19 protein-coding genes and 5 pseudogenes are annotated in these 19,841 nt (G+C 69.0%); 14 read left to right on the top strand and 10 right to left on the bottom strand.

The window, feature by feature from the left end; genetic code table 11:
* Positions 1 to 14: 14 nt before the first annotated feature.
* Both ACFWVV_RS30560 and ACFWVV_RS30555 read left to right on the top strand, forming a co-directional pair.
* Positions 15 to 842 (top strand): annotated as a pseudogene (locus ACFWVV_RS30560) (PP2C family protein-serine/threonine phosphatase); the annotation flags it as partial.
* 11 nt (positions 843 to 853) lie between these two features.
* Positions 854 to 1,183 (top strand): STAS domain-containing protein, encoded by a 330-nt coding sequence (locus ACFWVV_RS30555; RefSeq protein WP_384355844.1) that lies wholly within the window; start codon positions 854 to 856, stop codon positions 1,181 to 1,183.
* 377 nt (positions 1,184 to 1,560) lie between these two features.
* Here ACFWVV_RS30555 and ACFWVV_RS30550 read toward each other — a convergent pair whose 3' ends face one another.
* Positions 1,561 to 1,902, bottom strand: coding sequence for a hypothetical protein (locus ACFWVV_RS30550; RefSeq protein ID WP_384355804.1), 342 nt, complete (start codon positions 1,900 to 1,902; stop codon positions 1,561 to 1,563).
* 862 nt (positions 1,903 to 2,764) lie between these two features.
* Between ACFWVV_RS30550 and ACFWVV_RS30545 the strand changes: the two are divergent.
* A pseudogene (locus ACFWVV_RS30545) lies at positions 2,765 to 2,935 on the top strand (IS5/IS1182 family transposase); the annotation flags it as partial.
* A 46-nt stretch (positions 2,936 to 2,981) separates the two neighbouring features.
* Here ACFWVV_RS30545 and ACFWVV_RS30540 read toward each other — a convergent pair.
* Complete coding sequence (locus ACFWVV_RS30540; RefSeq protein ID WP_384355802.1) at positions 2,982 to 3,398, bottom strand: hypothetical protein; 417 nt, start codon at positions 3,396 to 3,398, stop codon at positions 2,982 to 2,984.
* Here ACFWVV_RS30540 and ACFWVV_RS30535 point away from each other — a divergent pair.
* Entirely contained in the window at positions 3,397 to 3,579 is a 183-nt protein-coding gene (locus ACFWVV_RS30535) for a hypothetical protein (RefSeq protein ID WP_384355800.1), read from the top strand. The genes ACFWVV_RS30540 and ACFWVV_RS30535 overlap by 2 nt on opposite strands.
* Before the next feature lie 387 nt (positions 3,580 to 3,966).
* On the opposite strand, the gene ACFWVV_RS30530 is transcribed toward ACFWVV_RS30535, so the two are convergent.
* Positions 3,967 to 4,923, bottom strand: coding sequence for a MarR family transcriptional regulator (locus ACFWVV_RS30530; protein ID WP_384355798.1), 957 nt, complete (start codon positions 4,921 to 4,923; stop codon positions 3,967 to 3,969).
* 212 nt (positions 4,924 to 5,135) lie between these two features.
* Here ACFWVV_RS30530 and ACFWVV_RS30525 point away from each other — a divergent pair, with 212 nt between their 5' ends.
* Positions 5,136 to 6,242, top strand: a complete 1,107-nt coding sequence (locus ACFWVV_RS30525; RefSeq protein WP_384355796.1) for a serine hydrolase domain-containing protein — start codon at positions 5,136 to 5,138, stop codon at positions 6,240 to 6,242.
* Between the two features lie 89 nt (positions 6,243 to 6,331).
* Here ACFWVV_RS30525 and ACFWVV_RS30520 read toward each other — a convergent pair whose 3' ends face one another.
* Together ACFWVV_RS30520 and ACFWVV_RS30515 are read right to left on the bottom strand one after the other, a co-directional pair.
* Positions 6,332 to 7,060, bottom strand: coding sequence for a hypothetical protein (locus tag ACFWVV_RS30520; RefSeq protein WP_384355794.1), 729 nt, complete (start codon positions 7,058 to 7,060; stop codon positions 6,332 to 6,334).
* A 95-nt stretch (positions 7,061 to 7,155) separates the two neighbouring features.
* Positions 7,156 to 8,099 (bottom strand): annotated as a pseudogene (locus ACFWVV_RS30515) (beta-ketoacyl-ACP synthase III).
* 184 nt (positions 8,100 to 8,283) lie between these two features.
* Between ACFWVV_RS30515 and ACFWVV_RS30510 the strand changes: the two are divergent.
* Positions 8,284 to 8,413 (top strand): annotated as a pseudogene (locus ACFWVV_RS30510) (bifunctional 3'-5' exonuclease/DNA polymerase); the annotation flags it as partial.
* A 13-nt stretch (positions 8,414 to 8,426) separates the two neighbouring features.
* Here ACFWVV_RS30510 and ACFWVV_RS30505 read toward each other — a convergent pair.
* Together ACFWVV_RS30505 and ACFWVV_RS30500 are read right to left on the bottom strand one after the other, a co-directional pair.
* Positions 8,427 to 9,632: a hypothetical protein gene (locus ACFWVV_RS30505; protein ID WP_384355792.1), complete on the bottom strand. Its 1,206-nt coding sequence runs from the start codon at positions 9,630 to 9,632 to the stop codon at positions 8,427 to 8,429.
* 99 nt (positions 9,633 to 9,731) lie between these two features.
* Positions 9,732 to 10,274 carry a SigE family RNA polymerase sigma factor gene (locus tag ACFWVV_RS30500; RefSeq protein WP_384355790.1) on the bottom strand — a complete coding sequence of 181 codons (543 nt, stop codon included), beginning with the start codon at positions 10,272 to 10,274 and terminating at the stop codon, positions 9,732 to 9,734.
* Between the two features lie 59 nt (positions 10,275 to 10,333).
* On the opposite strand from ACFWVV_RS30500, the pseudogene ACFWVV_RS30495 reads away from it, so the two are divergent.
* Both ACFWVV_RS30495 and ACFWVV_RS30490 read left to right on the top strand, forming a co-directional pair.
* Positions 10,334 to 10,585: pseudogene (locus tag ACFWVV_RS30495) on the top strand (DUF6479 family protein); the annotation flags it as partial.
* Positions 10,586 to 10,718: 133 nt separating this feature from the next.
* Positions 10,719 to 11,075: a hypothetical protein gene (locus tag ACFWVV_RS30490; protein ID WP_384355848.1), complete on the top strand. Its 357-nt coding sequence runs from the start codon at positions 10,719 to 10,721 to the stop codon at positions 11,073 to 11,075.
* Positions 11,076 to 11,219: 144 nt separating this feature from the next.
* Here ACFWVV_RS30490 and ACFWVV_RS30485 read toward each other — a convergent pair whose 3' ends face one another.
* Positions 11,220 to 11,741, bottom strand: coding sequence for a hypothetical protein (locus ACFWVV_RS30485; protein WP_384355788.1), 522 nt, complete (start codon positions 11,739 to 11,741; stop codon positions 11,220 to 11,222).
* A 235-nt stretch (positions 11,742 to 11,976) separates the two neighbouring features.
* Between ACFWVV_RS30485 and ACFWVV_RS30480 the strand changes: the two genes are divergently transcribed.
* The 4 genes from ACFWVV_RS30480 to ACFWVV_RS30465 all read left to right on the top strand — a co-directional run bounded on the left by ACFWVV_RS30480 (position 11,977) and on the right by ACFWVV_RS30465 (position 14,965).
* The gene (locus tag ACFWVV_RS30480) at positions 11,977 to 12,510 is read left to right on the top strand and encodes a hypothetical protein (protein WP_384355786.1); all 534 of its coding nucleotides are present in this window, start codon (positions 11,977 to 11,979) and stop codon (positions 12,508 to 12,510) included.
* Positions 12,511 to 12,695: 185 nt separating this feature from the next.
* The gene (locus ACFWVV_RS30475) at positions 12,696 to 13,181 is read left to right on the top strand and encodes a hypothetical protein (RefSeq protein WP_384355784.1); all 486 of its coding nucleotides are present in this window, start codon (positions 12,696 to 12,698) and stop codon (positions 13,179 to 13,181) included.
* 382 nt (positions 13,182 to 13,563) lie between these two features.
* The gene (locus ACFWVV_RS30470; RefSeq protein ID WP_384355782.1) at positions 13,564 to 13,767 is read left to right on the top strand and encodes a hypothetical protein; all 204 of its coding nucleotides are present in this window, start codon (positions 13,564 to 13,566) and stop codon (positions 13,765 to 13,767) included.
* A 130-nt stretch (positions 13,768 to 13,897) separates the two neighbouring features.
* Complete coding sequence (locus tag ACFWVV_RS30465) at positions 13,898 to 14,965, top strand: FKBP-type peptidyl-prolyl cis-trans isomerase (RefSeq protein ID WP_384355780.1); 1,068 nt, start codon at positions 13,898 to 13,900, stop codon at positions 14,963 to 14,965.
* 717 nt (positions 14,966 to 15,682) lie between these two features.
* On the opposite strand, the gene ACFWVV_RS30460 is transcribed toward ACFWVV_RS30465, so the two are convergent.
* A complete protein-coding gene (locus tag ACFWVV_RS30460; protein ID WP_384355778.1) occupies positions 15,683 to 16,513 on the bottom strand; it encodes a hypothetical protein in 831 nt (276 codons plus the stop codon).
* Between the two features lie 432 nt (positions 16,514 to 16,945).
* Between ACFWVV_RS30460 and ACFWVV_RS30455 the strand changes: the two genes are divergently transcribed.
* Complete coding sequence (locus ACFWVV_RS30455; protein ID WP_384355776.1) at positions 16,946 to 18,376, top strand: non-reducing end alpha-L-arabinofuranosidase family hydrolase; 1,431 nt, start codon at positions 16,946 to 16,948, stop codon at positions 18,374 to 18,376.
* Between the two features lie 200 nt (positions 18,377 to 18,576).
* Positions 18,577 to 19,146: a hypothetical protein gene (locus ACFWVV_RS30450; protein ID WP_384355774.1), complete on the top strand. Its 570-nt coding sequence runs from the start codon at positions 18,577 to 18,579 to the stop codon at positions 19,144 to 19,146.
* 38 nt (positions 19,147 to 19,184) lie between these two features.
* Here the strand turns inward: ACFWVV_RS30450 and ACFWVV_RS30445 are convergent, their stop codons facing one another.
* The gene (locus ACFWVV_RS30445) at positions 19,185 to 19,796 is read right to left on the bottom strand and encodes a substrate-binding domain-containing protein (protein WP_384355772.1); all 612 of its coding nucleotides are present in this window, start codon (positions 19,794 to 19,796) and stop codon (positions 19,185 to 19,187) included.
* Positions 19,797 to 19,841: the final 45 nt, after the last annotated feature.

Below are 19,841 nucleotides of genomic sequence, written 5' to 3'. Positions count from 1 at the left end.
CCACCAGCCAGTCGATGCCTGAGCCGGGTGAGGACCAGGACGTGGACACCACGGACGCGGTGTTCACCTCGCTGCTGGAGGACAGCGCCGAGGAGTTGTACGAGCAGGCTCCGTGCGGGTACCTGTCGACGCTGATGGACGGCACCATCGCGAAGATCAACAGCACCCTGCTGGGCTGGCTGGGTCTGGACCGGGCGCAGGTGGTGGGGCGGATGCACTTCACCGACCTGCTGACTGTGGGCGGCAGGCTGTACCACGAGACGCACTTCGCACCGCTGCTGCAGATGCAGGGCGAGGTCAGCGGCATCGCCCTGGACATCAAAGCCGCCGGCAAGCAGCGCATTCCGGTGCTGGTCACCTCGAAGGTGAAGACCAGCGAGGACGGCGAACCGCTGCTGATCCGCACCACCGTCTTCGACGCCCGCGACCGGCGTGCGTACGAGAAGGAGTTGCTGCGCCGCCGCCAGGACGCGGAGGAGGCACGCAGGGAGGCGGAGGAGGCACGACGGGAAGCGGAGGGCGACCGCGCCCGGCTCCAGGAGGCACTTGCCGTCCTGCAGCAGAGTCTGCTGCCCTCCGAGCTGCCCGCGGTGCCAGGTCTGGAGGCCGGTTCGTACTACCACACGGCCTCCCCGGATCTGCTGGGCGGAGACTTCTACGACCTGTTCCCCCTGGACGGCGGCCGGTGGGGATTCTTCCTCGGCGACGTGTGCGGCAAGGGCCCCAAGGCCGCCGCGGTCACCTCACTGACCCGCTACACCCTGAGGGCCGCAGCCCTGCACGACCCGGACCCCGTCACCGTGCTGACCACGTTGAACACCGTGCTGTACGAGCGCTACAGTCCGCGCCCGAGCTGCGCACCTCCCTTGCCCAAGTCACCATCGGCGCAGGGCAACTGCTGGTCCTGGACCTGGCCGGTCTGGAATTCTGCGACTCCAGCGGAATCAGCGCCTTCCTGTCGGCCCGAAACCTGGCAAACGAACAGGGCGGCGACATAGCCCTGGTTGCGGTCCCCGCCAACACCGCCCGCATCCTGGGCATCACCGGCCTGGACCAGATCTTCACCATCCACCCCGACACCACCACAGCCACCACCGGCCGCCATGTCACGACCCGCAGCCCAACTGCACGGTCAACCAGCACAGGACGCCAACCAAGCCGGGACACAGCTTCAGCAAGCTGAGTCGGGGCCGCGGTCGGTACCCGCCGCCCGGGGGAGGTCGCGCCCATTTTGCCGCCACTCCCGCACCAGGTCGTCGAAGATCGGCGTCCCGCAGTCCGCCGAACGCCTCGGCGGCGGAATCGACTGCCGCACAGGGGTCCACGGCTGCGGAGGAGGGAAGAGTGCTCGGCGCTGCATAACGGTGCCAACGACCCACTCCCCGCCACGTGTGGGCCCGCAACCATTTCGTCACCCAGTCCACCCAGCAACCGGCCCTCGCAGCTCCAGCCCCGGAGCCGCGTCCGCCCTCGGTCGCCGGATCGCGGCCAGGTCCCCCCTCCTACTGGAAGCGGACCCCGCCCGCGCCCGCTGCCCCTCGTAGGACCCCACCCCACAGGTCACCACGTACGGTGCAGCCACCGGAGCAGTGCGGCGTGGGTCGTGTCGTCGAGTGCGCTCAGCACCTCGATGGCCTCGACGTCACCGTGTGCCGGTGCGATGCCGGAGGCCGTCAGGGCGGCGTGCAGGTCGAGGCGCCTGCGGTCCGAGGGCCCGAGCCGGGCGGGGAGGGGCCGCCCGGTGTGCGGTCCGGGCAGGAGAGAGTTCTCGGACTCGGTCAGGTTGCATGCGGCCCCCGGCAGCAGGTCGTCGTCGGCAGTGGCGGCGCCCGGGTATCGGTAGGGGTCCGCGTCGAGCCACCCGTCCACCGACGGAACCGGAGAAATCTTCCAGATGCTCATGCGCAACTCCCCACACGTCGTACGAGTGTTGGGAGCGGAGACGACGTGCCGCAGCCATTCAGTTTCACCGGCGTCCGCAGTCCACCCGGATGCCCCCTTCGCCATCTCGTCACATCAGCAGGCGGGCTGGGGCACCCGGACGCATCAGTGGTTCATCACGCCGCGGGCAGCACAGCGGTTACCGCGCGACCACCCCGCCCTGCATGACCGCGACAGCTCAACGGCAGACCGGACCCCGGACGGCACCCGCCACCCACCCCGGCCCCGGCCCCGGCCCCCACAGCGTCACGCCGCAGCCACGGCACCAGACCGGGCAACCCTCCGGAGATGTCCTGCCTTTCGGAGGACTTCGCCACGCGGGGGTGGACAGGTCCGGTCCTGGGCCGCTGCGCACTCGTTCGCTGAGCATGGCCAGCCACGAGCAGGACAACCACGAGCACCCGCATACCGCAGCACTCCTGGACGCCTATTGGCTGATGGACGACTCTCCCGCCCAAACGGACTGCCGGCAGTGCAGGAGTCCACTCCTCTGCGTGCGGTCGCCCCATCCGAGACCCGATAGGGAGCCTTCAAACGCCGCTGTCAGCTCTCTGTTGTGGAGGTGAGCACACGGTCACAGACACCTGGGTCGACGGAGGCAAAGCCTCCGGTGCCCTCGCGAAGCAGGGGGCGCCGGAGGGCCACAGCGCCGGGAGGCACCCGCGTTCCCTTGGCCTTACTGCTCGCTGTGCTGGACCGTCAGGCGGCGCTCAGGCACCACTTCTCCAGTCCCTTAAGGCCTGCCTTGAGTCGTGATTCAAGATGCGGGACGCGTCTTTCGGTGACTGTCTGCGGGCTGGTAGAAACCCGGTATGGCACGTACGCGTCCGATATTCACTGCCGTCCGCTCGCCTTCGTCCTGACCGAGGGGCAGGCGGCCGACAGCCCCCACTTCATCCCGGTCCTGGACGGGATCAAGGTCCGCGGCCCCGTCGGTCGTCCCCGCACTCGACCCGCCTCAGTCGCTGGCGACAAGGCGTACAGCTCTCGCGGCAAACCGATCAATGCCCTTGGCGTTCCATAGATGGAACGTCATGAGTTCAGGCGGAGGCGATGCGGGCGAGGGCGCTCTGGAGGTTGCGCACGGCGTCCTCGGCTTCCGCGTACTGCTGACGGGACGGCGAGACGGCGCCGAAGGTATGGGAGTCTTCAGCAGGCAGGGCGCGCCAGTGCAGGACGGGCGTGAACGCGGTGGCGGCTGCGCCGAGGAACCACGCCGTATGGCCGTGGACGTGAGCAAGAGCGATGGCCACAGCGGCAATGGCCTCCCGCAGGTCTTCCAGGCGATCGATCAAAGGCAGCGCCTCCTGGACCTCGGGAGTGCCGACGGCGGCACGCAGGTCCAGGGCGGCCTTCGCGACGACCGTGCGATGCTCGGGCGTCAGTATCCACACCTGGTCACGGAGGAGCCCTTCGGCTTCCCCCACCAGGTCCTCGATCAGCGACCTCATGTCCATGCCCGAAATCCTATGTTCCCGAGTCGAGGGTGAATGGTTCCAGCGGGCTGTTTCGTTACTGCAAGGACCGAACGGTCGTAGCCTGGCACCTGCTGTCATCGGTCCGCTGGAGAAGCTGGAGTTGGTGTGGTGGCACCAGGACCGCGCCTTCGAGGAAGGCCTCGCCGCGGCCCGGCACTGAGCCGCCGAACACGGGCACTTCCTCCCACCGGCCATCGGCGTCTGGAACGGGTACCCCGTCGGGACATGGGCCAAGAACCTCCGCACCGCGGCCCGAGCCTGTGACGCCCACGACCAGGAGCTGCGCAGGGCATCGAGACCTCCGACGATGAGGAAGTACTGGCCAGTGGGCTGTCCTGGACGCGACGGGAGGAACTCGACGAGGTACTGCTCGTCCAGGGCGAAGACCTCGGACGGTGGGTCCAGGGGTGCCGGTTCGAGGGGGACACGCTGCAACCGGCACAGCAGTGGCTGCTGGAGAACGCCCTCGGGCTCGAACCGGCCGAAGAGTGGGAACGGCCGGTCAAGCGGACGCAGGACGACAAGTGGATGCTCAACCTCGCGGCGGCTACCCGCATGGGCACCCTCCCGGACGCCGGCCAAGAGCCATGCGCTGTGCAGGAGTGAGCCTGCCGTTCTGAGCTGTGACCAGGTGTGCGCCGGACGCGGTGTGCTGCAGCATCAACGGGCCACAGACTTCGGGCTGCTGTTCGGCGGCTTCTACGGCGGTGGTTGCGCGCGCCTCCGGCCAACCCAGGGCGGCAGCGAGCTCACCGGCCGTGAGGGGCCGGGCCGCATGCAGGAGCGCGGCAAGTACGGTCACCGCATCATTGAGGGTAACAGGCGACCTGCCGGTCATGTCCCGGTGGATTCCGCAGAAGAATGCACGCATTGCCTCAAGCCGTGCGCCTGCGGGGGTGCTGAGGCCGAACAGTTCGGCACCCTCCTGGGCGGTCTCGGCCCACACTTCGTTCTTCTGCGCGCTGGCCAGCCAGGCGCGGAGCCAGACGTCGTCGTCGATGACGTAGCGTTCGCGGCGCAGACCGGGCTCGCGCTCGCGTGTGAGGACCTTGAGCCTGTCAAGGTATCCCACAGCTTTGGACACCGAGGCCGGGCTGCACCGCAGCCGTTGGGCGAGTTCGGCGGCCGTCCGCGCACCGGAGGGAGCCGTCACCAGGCAGGCCAGCACCCTGGCGGCCGTTCGGGGCAGCCCGGTCGCGATCATCATGGTCGCGAATCTGTCCTCGTAGGCGCGGATGACGGCGGGGTCCCGCCCGTCTGTGGCCTCGGAGTCGGCGGCCGGTGGCGCCGCAGGCCGAGGGGGCCGGTTGCGGCGCTGCCAGGCGGCGGCCCGGTCGGCGTGTTCCGCGCGGTAGCCGCCGGGGCCGCTGTGGCGGGCAACCTCCCGGCTGACGGTAGAGGTCGGCCGCCCCAGTCGTCGGGCGATCACGGCGTACGGCAAGCCTTCGGCAAGGCCCGCCTCGATGTCCCGGCGGTCCTCCGCGGTAAGCCTTCCGCCGCCCATGCCCGCCCTCCCATCCGTGAGCACTGCGGGCCGACGGGATGCGACCGTCTCCGGGCGCCCGCGCCCCGTGCGTTGCGTTAGCCGTCAGCGGCAACGCTACAAGATCCGGGAAACTCCCCGGTTCCCGTACTTTCCAACGCCTGTACCACTTCCGCGGACATGAGTGGGACGTAGCTTTCAGGCATTGCGAAAGTGGAAACCAGGGGGTTCAGATGGAAAACGCCACGCCCACGGCACACCTCACCCGCAGGGGCCATGACGCCGCCCAGCGTGTGCTCGACCGAGCGGTGCGGGAGGGAGGGGTGCCGGGAATTCTCGCTCAGGTCCGCGACCGCAGCGGGCGCTGGTTCGGGACCGCGGGGGTCGCTGACACGCGGACCCGGCGTGCGCGCGGGCACGAGGACCGGTTCCGGATCGGCAGCATCACGAAGACCTTCACCGCCACCGTGGTTCTGCAGCTCGTGGCCGAGGGCCGGTTGGCTCTGGAGGACACGGTGGAGCAGTGGCTGCCGGGCGTGGTCACCGGGACGGGGCACGACGGCTCCTCGATCACAGTACGCCGCCTCCTCAACCACACCAGCGGAGTCTTCAGCCACACTCGCGATCAGTCGGCGCTTTGCGCACAGGAGAGCTATTCCCCCGAAGACCTCGTGGCCATCGCCATGTCGCATCCGGCCGACTTCCCGGCGGGTACGGGCTGGGCGTACTCCAACACGAACTACGTCCTTGCCGGGATGATCGTGGAGGAGGCGACCGGCCGCACGCTCGCCGACGAGATCGCCGCCCGTCTCGTCCGCCCACTCAGCCTGACGGGAACCTCCCTGCCGCGCAGCCCCGATGCCACGCTCCCCGCACCGCATGCGACCCACTACACCCGGCTGTTCTCCCCCGACCCGGACGCCGCGGTCCACGACGCCACGGAGTTGGAGGTGTCTCCGTTCGGCGCAGCGGGGGCCATGATCTCCACCGTCGACGACCTCACCCATTTCTTCGCCGCCCTACTCGAAGGACGCCTCCTGTGCCCGGAGCAGCAGCGCGAGTTGCTCGCCACGGTCCCGACGGAGAACTGGCTGCCCGCTTCCTCGTACGGTCTCGGAATGTCCCGCCTGACCCTGCCCTCCGGAGTGCAGGTCTGGGGCATGGGCGGCGCGATCTTCGGCTCCTGGTCATATGTCTACGGCACCTCTGACGGTACCCATCTGCTCGCGGCGAACATCAACTCCGACTGGACAAAAGGGGGCTGGGAGGACCCCATCGGCATCTTCACCGACCTCCTGGAGGCCGAGTTCAGCCGCACTGCCGACTCCGGCACCGCGTGAGGCAACGAGACAACGAGGCAGGTTCGTTCTTACACGGGCGTTTTGTACGGCGGCGCTGCCCACCTTCTCTCGTACTCCCGAGGCGAGAGCTACAGGGGCAAGGGCGCCGGTTTGGGATCGAGCCACAGCGCCTCGCAGACGGCGGACAGTTCGCCCTCAGCCGTAGTGAGCGCCACACCCATCGTGTGCTTCCGACCGGACGCCGACAGCAGCCACGCGTACGCGATGTGGGGCTCGCCTGCGGCGATTGGGCGCACGATCGTGCCAGTGAGGGCTGCGGTGACCGCGCCGGGACGCTGGCTGCCGAGGAGGCGGCCGGCCCAGTTTCCCGGGCAGTCCAGGGCGCTCCAGACCAGTCGGGGCAGGAGGAGGCCGTCCTGGTCGGCGAAAGCGGGGTGCGGCAACCAGGCGGAGGCCACGAGGTCGCGGCCCGGTACCGGCATGCAGTGCATACGCAGACCGCGGTCGGCAGTACGCAGACCGCAGCCGAAGCAGTCGACCAGACCCGAAGGTGGCGCTGCTCGGAACTCCTCGGTCGCGGCGATTGCTTCGGCCCAGGAGGGCGCGGCCGGTACGTCGAGCAGCAGTTCGGCGGGGCGCGCGGTGGCAAGGGGCCGGTCGGCCTCGCCCAGCTCCACGGCCCCTCCTGCCGTTTCGGCGATCCGCACGGGTACGTCCGTCGGCACCGGCCCGCGAAAGTCCACCCGTACCGTCTTCGCCCCGGACCGCTCCGCCAGCAGGCCGGCGACGTAACCGCCGAAGGCGACCCCGGGATAGCCGACACACCATCCCGGCACCACGATTTCACTGGCCCTCATGATGATCCCCATCCTCTCGTCGGCCCAGGGTAGTTGGCCCGCCGTTCCTGCGTTTCGAAGCGGGCGTCCCTGAGGCACCGCCGGGGGTCCTCTGATCAGGGGCACGTGACGACCTGTCCAGCCCGGGACAGACCACCGCCGAGGGCGAGCAGCAGGACTGGAGCACCGGGTGCGAGTTCGCCGCGTTGGGTGAGTTTGGACAGGGCGAGCGGCACGGATGCGGCGGACGTGTTGCCGGACTCGGTGACGTCGCGTGCGATCACTACGTTTTCGGGGAGGTCGAGCTGGCGGATGACGGCGTCAATGATGCGCAGGTTGGCCTGGTGGGTGACGACACCCGCCGGGTCACCCAGCGCCAGACCGGCGCGCGCACAGGCTTCACGGGCGAGGGCGGGAAGTTCGCCGGTGGCCCACCGGAAGACCGTCTGGCCTTCCTGGGCAAAGCGGGGGGCCAGTCGTCGGCCAGGCGGACGGCGTCACCGCGGGACGGGTCGGAGCCCCATACGACCGGGCCGATTCCTTCGATGTCAGCGGCGCTGAGCACGGCAGCGCCCGCCCCGTCGCCGAGCAGCACGCAGATACGCCGGTCGGTCCAGTCGGTGACGTCGGACATCTTCTCGGCACCGACGACCAGTGCATGCCGTGCGGCGCCCGCACGGATCGAGTGCTCGGCGCAGGCGAGCGCGGTGCAGAAGCCCGCACAGCCGTTGTTCAGGTCGAAGGCCACCGGGGACGGCAAACCCGGGCGTTCCGCCACCTGGGCGGCGATGGAGGGACAGCGGTCGATCGCGGTACACGTCGCTACGACGATGAGTCCGATGTCGCAGGGCTCGAGCCCGGACGCGGTCAGCGCCTTGCCGACGGCCTCGGTGGCCATGTCGGTGACGGACTCGTCCGAGGCGGCGATGCGGCGGGTGGCGATGCCGCTACGGCGCCGGATCCATTCGTCACTGGTGTCGACCAGGGCGGACAGGTTGTCGTTGGTCAAGACCCACGAAGGCTCGTGGTGCCCCAGGGCGGTGATGCAGCTTCCCGGCACGGTGGAACGCACAGCGTGAACTCACTCGAATTGGGCGTAGCAGTGAAGGCGACCAGGGCCGACTCGGCGTCCAGCCGCCTCAACGCGACACCTAGGCAGGTGTCCTCCCGCTCGGCCTGCTCAGGGCGCGGTCACCTCAAATGCCCGCCAGCGCCTCTCGATCGGCGATCACCTCCACCTCGGTGATCAGGCTGAAGCGGTCACGGCGGCGATCCGCACCGGTGAGCTGGCCGGGCGGATCACCTTTCGGGGACACCCCGGTGCGGTTCCCGTTCACGGTGGCGGCGGTGGAGTGCTGTGCCGACGCCAAATGAGGTCGCGTACGGGTCACTTCCACCAGGTGGGGCTGAGCGCGATCGCCTTCAGCTGCTCGACGGTGAGAGCCGGGCGCTTGCGGGTGGGCGCGGAGTGCTGGGTATCGGAGTTGAGGGCGGAGATCACGACGCGGCGGCCGTCGGGTCCAACGGTGTCGACGGTGAGCATGACGGTGCCCGGTACGTCCTCGTCACCCCCGCTCTCGGTCACGGCGACTTTGGTGCCGTCGGGCAGTTCCGTCGACGGGCCCGCGATGGAGCCCTCCGGCTGGGCGTTCACCTGGACGAGGCTGCCGCCCTTGCCGTCGTTCACCACCGCGCCGGCGAAGCCCGGCCGGCTTTCCTTGTCACTGCGCTCCAGTCCCTTGGGGAGCAGTGCGGCAAGGGTGGCGGACATCTCGTCGGGGGTTGGTTCGGACGGCTTGTGGTAGTCCGTGGGCTTCTCGACGGGAAGGGCGTCCGTGGCGGTGCGCCACTGCGCGTCCGTCACGAGCGCCTTCAACCGGGCGAGATCGAGCGGCGGGTTGGGGCGGCTGACCGGCCCGCCCTTCATGGAGGGCCCCGGCCCGTTGTACTCGCTGGCGCGGACCACGAGGCCCTCCGTCGTCACCAGGCGCGCCCACCACATCTTGGTCTCCGTCTTGGGCGCGTATCCCTGGAGGACCATGAGGTCGGAGCCGTCGGCGAGCTTTTCCGTCCCGCACATGTCGAAGCGCACGGTCACCTTGGACGGGCAGGTGACATACTTGCGGGCCTCGCTGCTGCGGGGGTCGACGCGCCCGAGGTTGAGCATCACCGCCGCCTTTCCCGCCTTGTCGTCGAAGTCGGTGTAGACGAAGGGGTTCTCCGAGTCCTCCACCCCTCCCACACCGCCTGCCGACACCTCGGTCATCTCGCCGGGCGGCAGCAACCCCTTGAAGGTGGCGATCATCCAGGCGGGGGTGATGTCCCCCTTGTCCTTGCCCGGCGAAGTGGTCGCCGGCGCCGCCACCTCCCCTGTACCACCGCCGGAACCACCGAGCAGGCCCCCCGCCCACGCCCCGCCCACGCCGACCAGCGCAAGGGCGGCCACGCTGCCGGTGACCGCGCCGGCCCGGCGGCGGCGCAGAGTGCGCAGGCCCTTGGCCCGCCCGGTGTCGGCGAGCCGCTGCTGGTCGGTGGAGAAACCGTCCCCGGTGCGCCGCAGCGCCTGACCGAGCTCGTCCTCGAAAGAAGGCATGGCAAACCCCCGTCATGGGTGTCGTGTTCGTCGTATGAAGGTCGTCAGCGGGGACGAATCCGTCGGCGGAAGGCGAACCCGCCGCCCGAGGCGCGACCGTCAGCGGGAGGCGAACTCGACCAGGTCGCCGCCCAGTTGCTCGCGCAGCTTCGCCAGCGCCCGTACGGACCGCGTACGTACGGCGGCGGAGCTCACATGCATCGCGTCGGCGGTCTCCTCGACGCTGCGGTCCTCCCAGTACCGCAGCACGATCACCGCCCGGTCCTTCGGCGCGAGCCGCCCCAGCGCGTGGAGCAGCGTCATCCGCAGAGCCGGATCGCTGCCCGCCGGATCGCCGCCCGCCCGGTCACCACCGGCGCCCCCCGCACCGTCCGGGAATTCACCGATCGGCCGCTCGGAGGCCGACCGTCGACGCTGCTGGCTGAGGAAGGTGCGTACGAGCACCGTCTGGGCGTAGGCCGCAGGGTTGTCTATCCGCGAGATCCGGCCCCACAGCACGTACATCCGCCCGAGCGTCTCCTGGGTCAGATCCTCTGCCAGGTGAGTGTCACCGCTGGTCAACAGGCATGCCGACCGGTAGAGATGCCCTCCCCTGGCGGTGGCGAACTCCAGATACGCCTCGTCGCGCAGCCCCCGTCGCATGCGTCCCCCATCGGTTCCGTCCGCTGCCTACACCTCAATGACGCGTCGGCCCCCGCGCGATGTTTCACCCGCATTCCAGTGGATCTGTGGAATACGCAGGACGCATGTACGCACACAGCATCGGAATCGCCGAAACGGAACTGGCCTCGTCGCTGGCCTCGTCCCGCGACCTGCTGGTGGGCATCGCCCCGTTCGTCATCGAGCCGGCCGTCGTGGCCGTACTCACAGGCGCCGTGTGGCTGGGTATCCGGATGAAGAACCGCGAGCCCGCCCCGCCCCGCCCGGAGGAACAGCCCAGGGCGCCGCAGCGGACCATCCGCCGGGCGACGTTCGGGAAGCCCGGGAGACCGCCGAGGCCTCCCAGGACGGCGTCCGCCGCACCCCCGGCCAGCTGGGCGGCTACGATACCTGATCCCGTCCCGTACACCGCTGACGCCCGAACAGGTGGAGCAGGGCTTCGACTACCTCCTGGCGTTCCAGTTGGGCGGCGGGAACTACGTCTCCGGCCGCACGCCTGCCACTCCAGAGCTGGCCTTCCTGCTGCTGCGGCTCGCCGAGAACATCGTCTTCCCCGTCACGGGGGTCCTGGGCGACGGGGAGCCTCACGCGGACTCCTTCGCCCTGGACGAGGTCGGGTGCATCTTGCTGTCCGCCCTGCGGGACTGGATGCGCGACTCCCCCACTACGGCCGTGCTGGGCATCGCCCGCAGCATCATTCGCTTCGTCGAGAACTTCATCTCGACCCCGACGAGCACGGAGGCACCCGCGCCACCCTGGAGACCATGCGCGACGAACACCTGAAGTGGGCCCGCGCCGTGCAGTCCATGACCGCGCGCCCGTAGCCACGCCGATGCGCACCGGTGCGGTGGGCGCACGGAAGTGGTGAGATTCGGAGTTCCCCTTAGGGCCGAAGATCGAGCCTACCGCGCTCACAGGTCAGGTCGGTTACCTGCGGCGCACCTGCGGTCCGAGAGTGATTGTCGGCGGCTCTTGGAAAAAATCATTCGCCGCTGAGACGAACACAGAGACGGTGCCGACGGTGACAACCGCACTTGTAGCGCCGTGGCCGGACATCGCGCTGACCGTAGTGTTGGTGCCGTTCACGTTAACCGTCCTGGTGGACGTGGCGAAGGTGAAGCCGTCGAACACGGGCGGCTGCACGGGGCTGGAGTTGAACAGGAAGGCCGCCAGTTCCCCATGGAGCTCGACCACGCTCCGGACTCGATGGCTGACAGGAATCGGCCTCACCGTGGAGACGACGGCAACCACCCGACTGGCGGCGGAGTAAAAAGCGCTGACGTGGTAGAGGAAGTCATCCGAACGGTATCGCTCCAGGGAACATGTCCAGTCGGACGAGGCGTCGGCAAGCTCGGCCAGCGGGCCGCTGAACTCCTTCTCGACCTGTGCCTTCGTAGGAATGCGGCGGTCATCCGGCCCATGCTCGCCGGGCCCCTGTTCACGGATCATCGTGCCTCCCCAGTCGGGGCGGGCCCACTCGTGAGTGGGCCCGCCAACTCCCATACCGAGCCTAGAAGATGGTGCAGACAACCTGGACAGGATGGCGGTGTAGCGCACGGCTTCCGACAGCACAGCGTACGAGTACAGCCGATTGACGGCTCCGGCCGCTGTCCACAGGCCCCCGACCCGAAGCTCTCGGGACGTCGCCGTGATCGGCACGGCGACCGTACGTCAGGAGCTGCCCATGTCCCCGATCGTTCCTTCCCTGCCCCCGCACTTGGTCCAACTCGGCTTCGACTACGTCCTGGCGATGGAGGCCGGAGACGACGCCACGACGGCGCGGCGCGCACCCGAGGTGGAGCAGTTGCCGGGGCTGCTGCCGACCATCGCGGAACTGATCGTCTTCCCCGTGACCGCACTGTCCGACAACACCGCCCCCTCCTCCGACTCCTTCGTCGCGGACGAGGCCGGCGTCATCTACCTCATGGCGATCCGCGAGTGGGCCACGCACGCCCCGCAGCCGCCGCGCCGGGAATCGCGCGCACCATCGCGCACTTCGCCGGCCAGGTCTTCGCCGCCGCCCCGAAGGACGTCGTCCAGGCTCTGCAGGCGCTGCGCGATGAGAGCAGGTGGAGCAGGCCCGTGCGGTGGTGGAGAACGTGGTGGCTCTGCACCGGTGACCGCACCACTGCACGAGGTGCGTGCGCACCGGTGCGGTGCGGTGCGGTGCGGTCGTACGTCCGAGTCCATCCGATGCGCACCACCGTCCGTCCAGTGAGCCTCCGCCACCTTGAAGTAGCAGGTCAAAGGGCTGGTGTGACCGGTTCTCGAGGTGCTCGCGCTGGTCGTGGGCGGGAGTCTGGGGAGGAAAGCATCTGACGCAGGCCCGTCGGCGCTCTGACCTGTGCACCGGGTTGGAAGGCACGGTTCCTTCTGCTAGCCGGCACATGACACCCTGACTCAATGCTCCTGAACGATCCCGCAAGCAGCGTCGACCTTCGCCCGGTGCGCTACCAGTTTGCCGCGGTCCGGGGCGACTCGTATGACGACAACTGGCTGGTCGTTGAGGGCACAGTGATGACTCCCGAGGGCAGCTGGTCCTTCGCCGATCCGTGTTTGCTCACCGATGAGGCTCGCCAGGTGGCCGCGTGGCTGCGCGCGGTGGCCGCGGGGACGGTGGCCGTGACCGAACCTGATGCCGAAGGTGAGCTTTCGCCGGACACCTGGTTCACTGAGCCGCTCGTGGCCTTCAGCCTCGCCGACCGGAGCGAGGGCGGGGCTGCGGTGATTCGGATTCATCTGTCCTTGGAGGCAGCACCCCCGCGGCAACAGGGTGACGACCGGGCCGACATCTACCAGTACGTCGTGGAGGTCAGAATGGACGCTGCGGCGCTGCTTCACGCGGCTGAGCAGTGGGACCTCGCTCTGGCTTCCTTCCCGCCCCGCTGATCACTGCTCACGTGCCACAACCCGACGTACATTCTCGCAAAATCCACCTGAGCCCCGGGCTGGCCGCCTGGCACTTCCAGTACGACCGACTCCTACTCGCAGTGGCGGGGCAGTCTTCTACGATCCCGTGCATGCTGGATCCCGAGCGGCTGGAACGGATCACCGCGCGGCGCGCGGAACTGGACGAACTCGAAGGACAGCTGGCCAAACAGCTGGCGGAGGTACGGGCCGAGCGGGACGAACTCGCCGTCGCTGAACGCGTCCTTGAACGGATACCTGGGCAGCTCGCCGAGGAACGCGCCTCCGCCAGGCCGCTGCCCGGGCAGGTGGCCGGCCGGATGGTGATGCTAATCCGCACCGAGAACCGGGCACGGACGAAAGCATGCTCCCGCCGGACTACCAGCGCATCATCGCCGCCGTGCGACAGGCCGCCGGGCCGATCATGGCCCGCGAGATCGGCGAGGTACTGGGGGTGGACATCAGCGTGAAGGCCAAGCCGGAACCGCTCCGCAGCAAGCTGGTCAGGCTTGTCGATCGCGGCTGGCTGCGGAAACTGCCCGACGGCCGGTTCACCACCCGCCTGTGACCGGGAGCACCGCCACTCGGAGCGACTCCGCACGGGCGTAACCGGGTCGCCCCGGGCGCCCGTTGGAATCGTGTGACGAATATCCAGAAAGCACGCCGAGGACACCTGCCCGCTTGCCTACCAGTGCCGCTTGCCGCTGTCCACGCACACAGTCAACCACCTCGCCGATCTGCTGCGGCGTCACCTGAAGGCGATTCGGCCCGGGTGGCGGATCCTGCCGCCTGGGAAGATCGCGGTGATCGTCCTGGCCGTACTGCGCCACGACCAGCGTCTGGCCGACAAGGCCGGCGGAAACGACGTGTCCGAGTCCACCGTCCGCCGCCGGCGCGACGAGCTGATCGGGCTGCTCTCTGCCCAGGCGCCGCGCCTGGACCGCGCCCTGCGGAAGGTCACGAAGCAGGGTGGGGAGGTGGTCCTGAGCGACGGCACCCTCATCCGTACCCAGCGCCGCACCGGCCAGGCCAACCGGCCTAACTGCTCCGGAAAGCACCACAGCCATGGCCTGCACTTCCTCGCCCTGACCGACGAGAAGGGCCGCCTGACCGGGATATCAGCCGCCCGACCCGGCCGCAGGTCCGGCGCGAAAGTCGCCGCACCAGAAGGCGCTGCAGAGGTGCCGGGCCGAAGAGATCGTCCCAGCTGTCGGCGCCTCGCCCCGGACGTCCACGGGGTGTGTTCCGAGTCTGACGAGCTGGCACTGCGCCGGCCTGGCCACTCGGCCTGCCTGCCCGTCGGTCCGCCACCACCACAGGGCGCACCGCTGCGAGTTGACCCCTGCTCCTTCGGACTGGAGGACCCGGCCGTGACAACATCTGGACGGCGCTCTGCGACAGCAGAACCGCCCATCAGCGACGAGGAGAACGAGGAACGCATGGGAGTCACAAAAGAGGTCGTCAAAAACGGAGACGGCACGCATTTCCCCAGGGCAGGCGACACCGTCACGATGCACTACACCGGCACGCTGACAGACGGCAAGAAGTTCGACTCCTCCGTGGACAGGGGCACTCCGTTCGTCACCAAAATCGGTGTCGGACAGGTCATCAGGGGCTGGGACGAAGGCGTTCCCACAATGTCTCTGGGCGAGAAGGCGCGTCTCACCATCACCAGTGACTACGGGTACGGCGACCGCGGCTACCCGGGCCTCATCCCGCCCACCGCCACACTCGTCTTCGAGGTGGAGCTCCTCAAGATCAACTGATCTCCCGCTCAGCAGCCGGCGACCGCGGTAGGTGCGGGCCCCACCTGCCCCCGAAGCTGTGACCGAGTCCGTCACCTGCGAGCCCTGCCCTGCCCGAGCCGTCGGCCGGGCTGGGAGAGGGCGGCCTGGCCTGCACGCGGCAACACCGTCGGCTCTGGCGGCCGTGCCAAAGCCCGCGGCGGCCGTGCCCTGCTCGGGGAGCGGGGTGCAGTCCACAGCCGGCTTCGGGTCGTACGGTCCCGGCTGGACAGCGGGCTCGTTCGTGGAGTAGTCACCGAGCTGGGTGATGCCGTTCCGCCGGGGGAACGGCATCAGCTCAAGCAGAGGCACTGCGGGTCAGGGCGCTCTGGAGCTCGCGGACTGCGTCCTCGGCTTCCGCCTACTGCTGAGGGGATCTGAAACCGTACCGAAGGTGCGGCCGTACGGGTGTGGCCAGGGCTGGGTCGCCGTCAGTCCCAGTGCGACGCGATCGCAATGCGCGCGGGGCGGAACGCGGACGTTCGCGTTGGTGGACTGGGCGACACCCAGCGGGAGTGGACGCGGGCGCAGGCCCGGTTCCGGAGGACCGCGAGCTCGATCACGGATAAACCATAAGGACGTCGGCAGCTCAACCCCACCGGGCTCGATGCCCTGCTGCCGCTTGCCCATCGGCGCCGACGCCCTTGCCGCGAACACGGACCGCAAGGGTCGTCCATTCCTCGTCCGCCCCCGTCGTGCTCACACCCCACCGCCGCAGCCGCCGCCACACGAGCTGGTCGCGCCGACACCACCGTCGTTGGCCCAGCCCGATGTACGAGATGGGCCGGGCCGCTGAGGGGGAGGCGTTGGGGGACGCGTGTCCGTGGGGGCCGGCTTTTCCGGCCGGGGGACGCGGGCCTCTTCCTCGGCGACTCGGCGCTCGCACAGCGCGTCGAACTCGGGCCACCGCGGAGCGTCGTACCGTCCGCTGCGCCCGTCTGTCATGCCGAGCCAGATACCCGCGGGCGTGTGCGCAGTCAGGGCGATCAGGAACCACAGCCCGCTCCCGTCGGGCTGTCGCACATAGAATCCGATGCCGTACACGACGACGGCGCACAGGCCGAAGAGTGCCGCCCAGGACGCCGCGCGGTCGGGCACGTAGCGCGTACGACGCCCAGGAAGCTCAGATTGCGCCGCCTCCCGCAGCCGGGTACGGAACGTGGGGAAGCGGGGTGAGGCCATCACCTCTTCTGCGGGGTCGGCTCTTGCGGCGTCGCGGACGGCTTCCTGGAGCGCGGCTAGCAGAGGGGGCAGTTCCGGCCGTGGTTGTCGTCCGTGGGGGGAGGGCCCCTGCAGGCGGGACAGCACCAGGATCCCGGTCCGTGTCGCCGCCTGCTCCCCTGCAAGGTAGTACGCGGCGAGAACCGGCATGGCGGCGCCGGTCCCGAGGAAGCGCCCGATGGCTTGCCGGTCGCGCCGGAGTGAGAAGGCGAGCCGGAGCAGCGAGCACGTCATGAACACCGTGAAAGCGCTCACCCAGACGAGGGCGAAGGCCTCGAAGGCCGGTAAGCCCCTCAGAAGATCCACCATCGCCCCTCCCCCGTCCGGCCCGTTCCACTGGTGCTGGTGCTGGTGCGGTGAACTGCGCCCCGTACACCCGAGTTGCACGCCGGTGGCCCGCTACACGCTCACCCTCCCACTTTCACCGGGATTCGGCGCCTGCCTTTCCTTTGGCAACCCGGCGCCCCGAGGTCAGCCCACCCGCCACACCTCACGCCGTCTCACACCAAAGACCCGTCCACCCTATGGACTTGAAGCCGCCGGTTTTCAGCCTGTGAACGTCTCTGCCGCCGGATCTTGCAAGAAGCATTGACGTCATCCATGGGATGTCTAGCATTTCTCTGATCGATACTTCGACCTCTGTTCGACATAGCGAACAGCCGGGGTCGTATCACATCGGCATCCGGTCAGCCTCTGACGGCGACGACCGGAGGCCGCTCCCCCAAGGATGACGAGGTCCTTATGCACAGACGAAGTTTCAGTCTCAGGCGTCCGTCCGCGGTGCTCGCCGCCGTGGTCGCGGCCCTGGCCACGGCGGCGGCGCTGCTCGTCGCCGGCCCCGCTCAGGCCGCCACCACCAGTGACGTGCGCGGTACTGATTCCGGCCGTTGTCTCGATGTGGCGGGCTTCAGCCAGACCGACGGTGCGAACGTGCACCTCTGGGACTGCCACGGTGGAACCAACCAGAAGTGGACGTCGACCGACAGCAAACAGCTGACCGTGTACGGCAACAAGTGCCTGGATGTCCGGGGCGGCGCCACCACGGCCGGGACCCCGGTGCAGGTATGGACGTGCAACGGCAGTGACAACCAGCAGTGGCGGGTGAACTCCGACGGCACGATCGTCGGCGTGCGGTCCGGACTGTGCCTGGAGGCCACGGGCTGGGGCAAGGCCAACGGCACGGGGGTGCAGATCTGGTCGTGCCACGGCGGCGCCAACCAGAAGTGGACCGGCCCGTCCGGGGGCAGTGACGCGTGTGCTCTTCCGTCGACGTACCGGTGGACCTCGTCGGGTCCCCTGGCGGAACCGGCGAACGGGCAGCTCGCGCTGAAGGATTTCACCACCGTGAAGTACAACGGCAAGAACCTGGTCTACGCGACCACCTCCGACGGAAGGTCGTGGGGCTCCACGGGGTTCAGTACCTTCACGAACTGGTCGGACATGGGGGCGGCCACCCAGACCAAGATGAACCAGGGCGCGGTGGCGCCCGAACTGTTCTACCTCTCGACCAAGAACATCTGGGTGATGGTGGACCAGTGGGGTCAGTGGCCGCTCTACTACCGCACGTCCAGCGACCCCACCAACCCCAACGGCTGGTCCGCCCGGCAGCCGCTGTTCACCGGCAGCCTCCCGGAGGGCCCCCAGCCGGGTCAGAAGGACGCCCCGATCGACCCGACCATGATCGCCGACGACAAGAACATGTACCTGTTCTTCGCCGCTGACAACGGCAAGATCTACCGGGCGAGCATGCCGCTCGAGAACTTCCCCAGCAGCTTCGGTTCCTCGTACACGACGGTCATGAGTGACGAGACGAACAAGCTGTTCGAGGCGCCGGAGGTCTACAAGGTCAAGGGGCAGAACCAGTACCTCATGATCGTTGAGGCGCAGGGTACGCACCGCTACTTCCGCTCGTTCATCGCCTCCAGCCTGGACGGTCCCTGGACCGTCCAGGCCGGCAGCGAGAGCAACCCCTTCGCGGGCCAGGCCAACAGCGGTTCCACCTGGGCCCAGGGCGTCAGCCACGGTGACCTGGTCCGCGACAACCCCGACCAGACCATGACCATCGATCCCTGCAACCTGCAGTTCCTCTACCAGGGCCTTCCCAAAAACACGCAAGAACCCGACTACCTGAAACTTCCGTACCGTCCGGGCCTGCTCACCCTGCAGCGCTGACCGCCTGATCCACGGTGATCGCCGTGATCCGCGGTGATCGCGACGGGGTGCGGTCCGCCGACGCGTGGACGAGCTGTTCACCGCGTGGGCGGTCCGCACCCCACAGCCGAGTCATCCCGACCACCGCAACCGAGCGGTACCACGATTTCGGGCGCGTCCAGCGCTGAGCCCATTCGGGCCGACGAACGGGAATGGTGAACATGGGCAGTCGAACAACGGTGATCGGCATGGTCACCGCCCTGATGGCCGGATTGCTGGTCGTGATCGGAGCGCCGGCGGTGCAAGCAACCACCGTGGACACGAACGCCTGCTTCCCCGACATCCCTCTGGAACCGCCGCTCACCGACGAGGAGGGCCAGGGAACCGACGCCCCGCCGGAGTCCCCCCTCCCGGTGCCGCCCCTCCCAAGCAAGCCGGCGTCGGACGACGAGCTGAACCCCGGCTCCTACCAGGAGACCGAGGCGGACCGGAAGGAGGAGGCCAAGCATGAGGCCGGTCGCAAGTGCGTCGCCAAGGCGCACATCGACCGCGTCACCAAGGCGGTCAAGGGCCTCAAGGACCCCGCAGAGGTACGCGGTGCCCTGACCAGGAGCGGTTACTCAGCCTTCTCCGTCGCGACCCGCACTGCGCCGGACGGCGGGGCGTCCTTCTCCGTGGACCTGCGGATGTGGGGCAGTACCGAATGCCTCGCGGGCACCGCCACGGGCGCGGTCCCGTCCGTCCGGCAGCACGACGTACCGGACCCGGCGGCCCCCTGCCCCCTCCCCTGACCCCCGAGGCCTCGGGGCCCGGCAGGTCCGGCCGGGGGTCAGCCCCGTGGCGCCCCCGTGGAGGCCCGGATGACCAGTCCCGGGTCGAAGAGCAACTCCCCCGCAGGCACCTCACGGTTGCTCTCCAGCGCCAGCACGCTGCAGCTGACCTTCACGAGCCGGTCGGCGGGCTGGCGGACCGTGGTGAGCGCCGGGTCGGTGAACTCGGTGATCGACGTCCCGTCGTACCCGACGACCGAGACGTCGACCGGTACGGAATGACCCTGCCGCCGCACCCCGCGGATCGCCCCCAGCGCCATGTAGTCGCTCGCCGCGACGATCGCCGTCGCCCCCTGCGCGACCAGCGAGGCGGCCGCCGCCTGCCCGCCCTCCACGGTGTACGACTGCCTGACCACCCACGCCTCGCCGTCATCCGCACCCCACCTGGCCAGCGCCGCCACGAAACCCCGCACCCCGCGGCCGGCCGGCCGGTTGCCCGAGGGGCCCGACGCCATGCCGATACGGCGGTGACCCAGCCGGTGCAGATGATCGACGGCCAGCTCGGCGGCGAGCGCGTCCTCGGGGAGAAGACCGGCACCGCAATCCCGTCGGCGAACTCGCCGTTGACCCCCACGTACGGCACCCGGCGCTGGCCCAGCAGTGCGAGACACCCCTTACAGCAGGGGCTGTCTCTTTGCAGTGTGAATATCAGTGGT

It is taken from the genome of Streptomyces sp. NPDC058663 (assembly GCF_042716745.1).
Taxonomy (GTDB): domain Bacteria; phylum Actinomycetota; class Actinomycetes; order Streptomycetales; family Streptomycetaceae; genus Streptomyces.
This window is presented reverse-complemented; position numbering and strand designations above follow the sequence as displayed.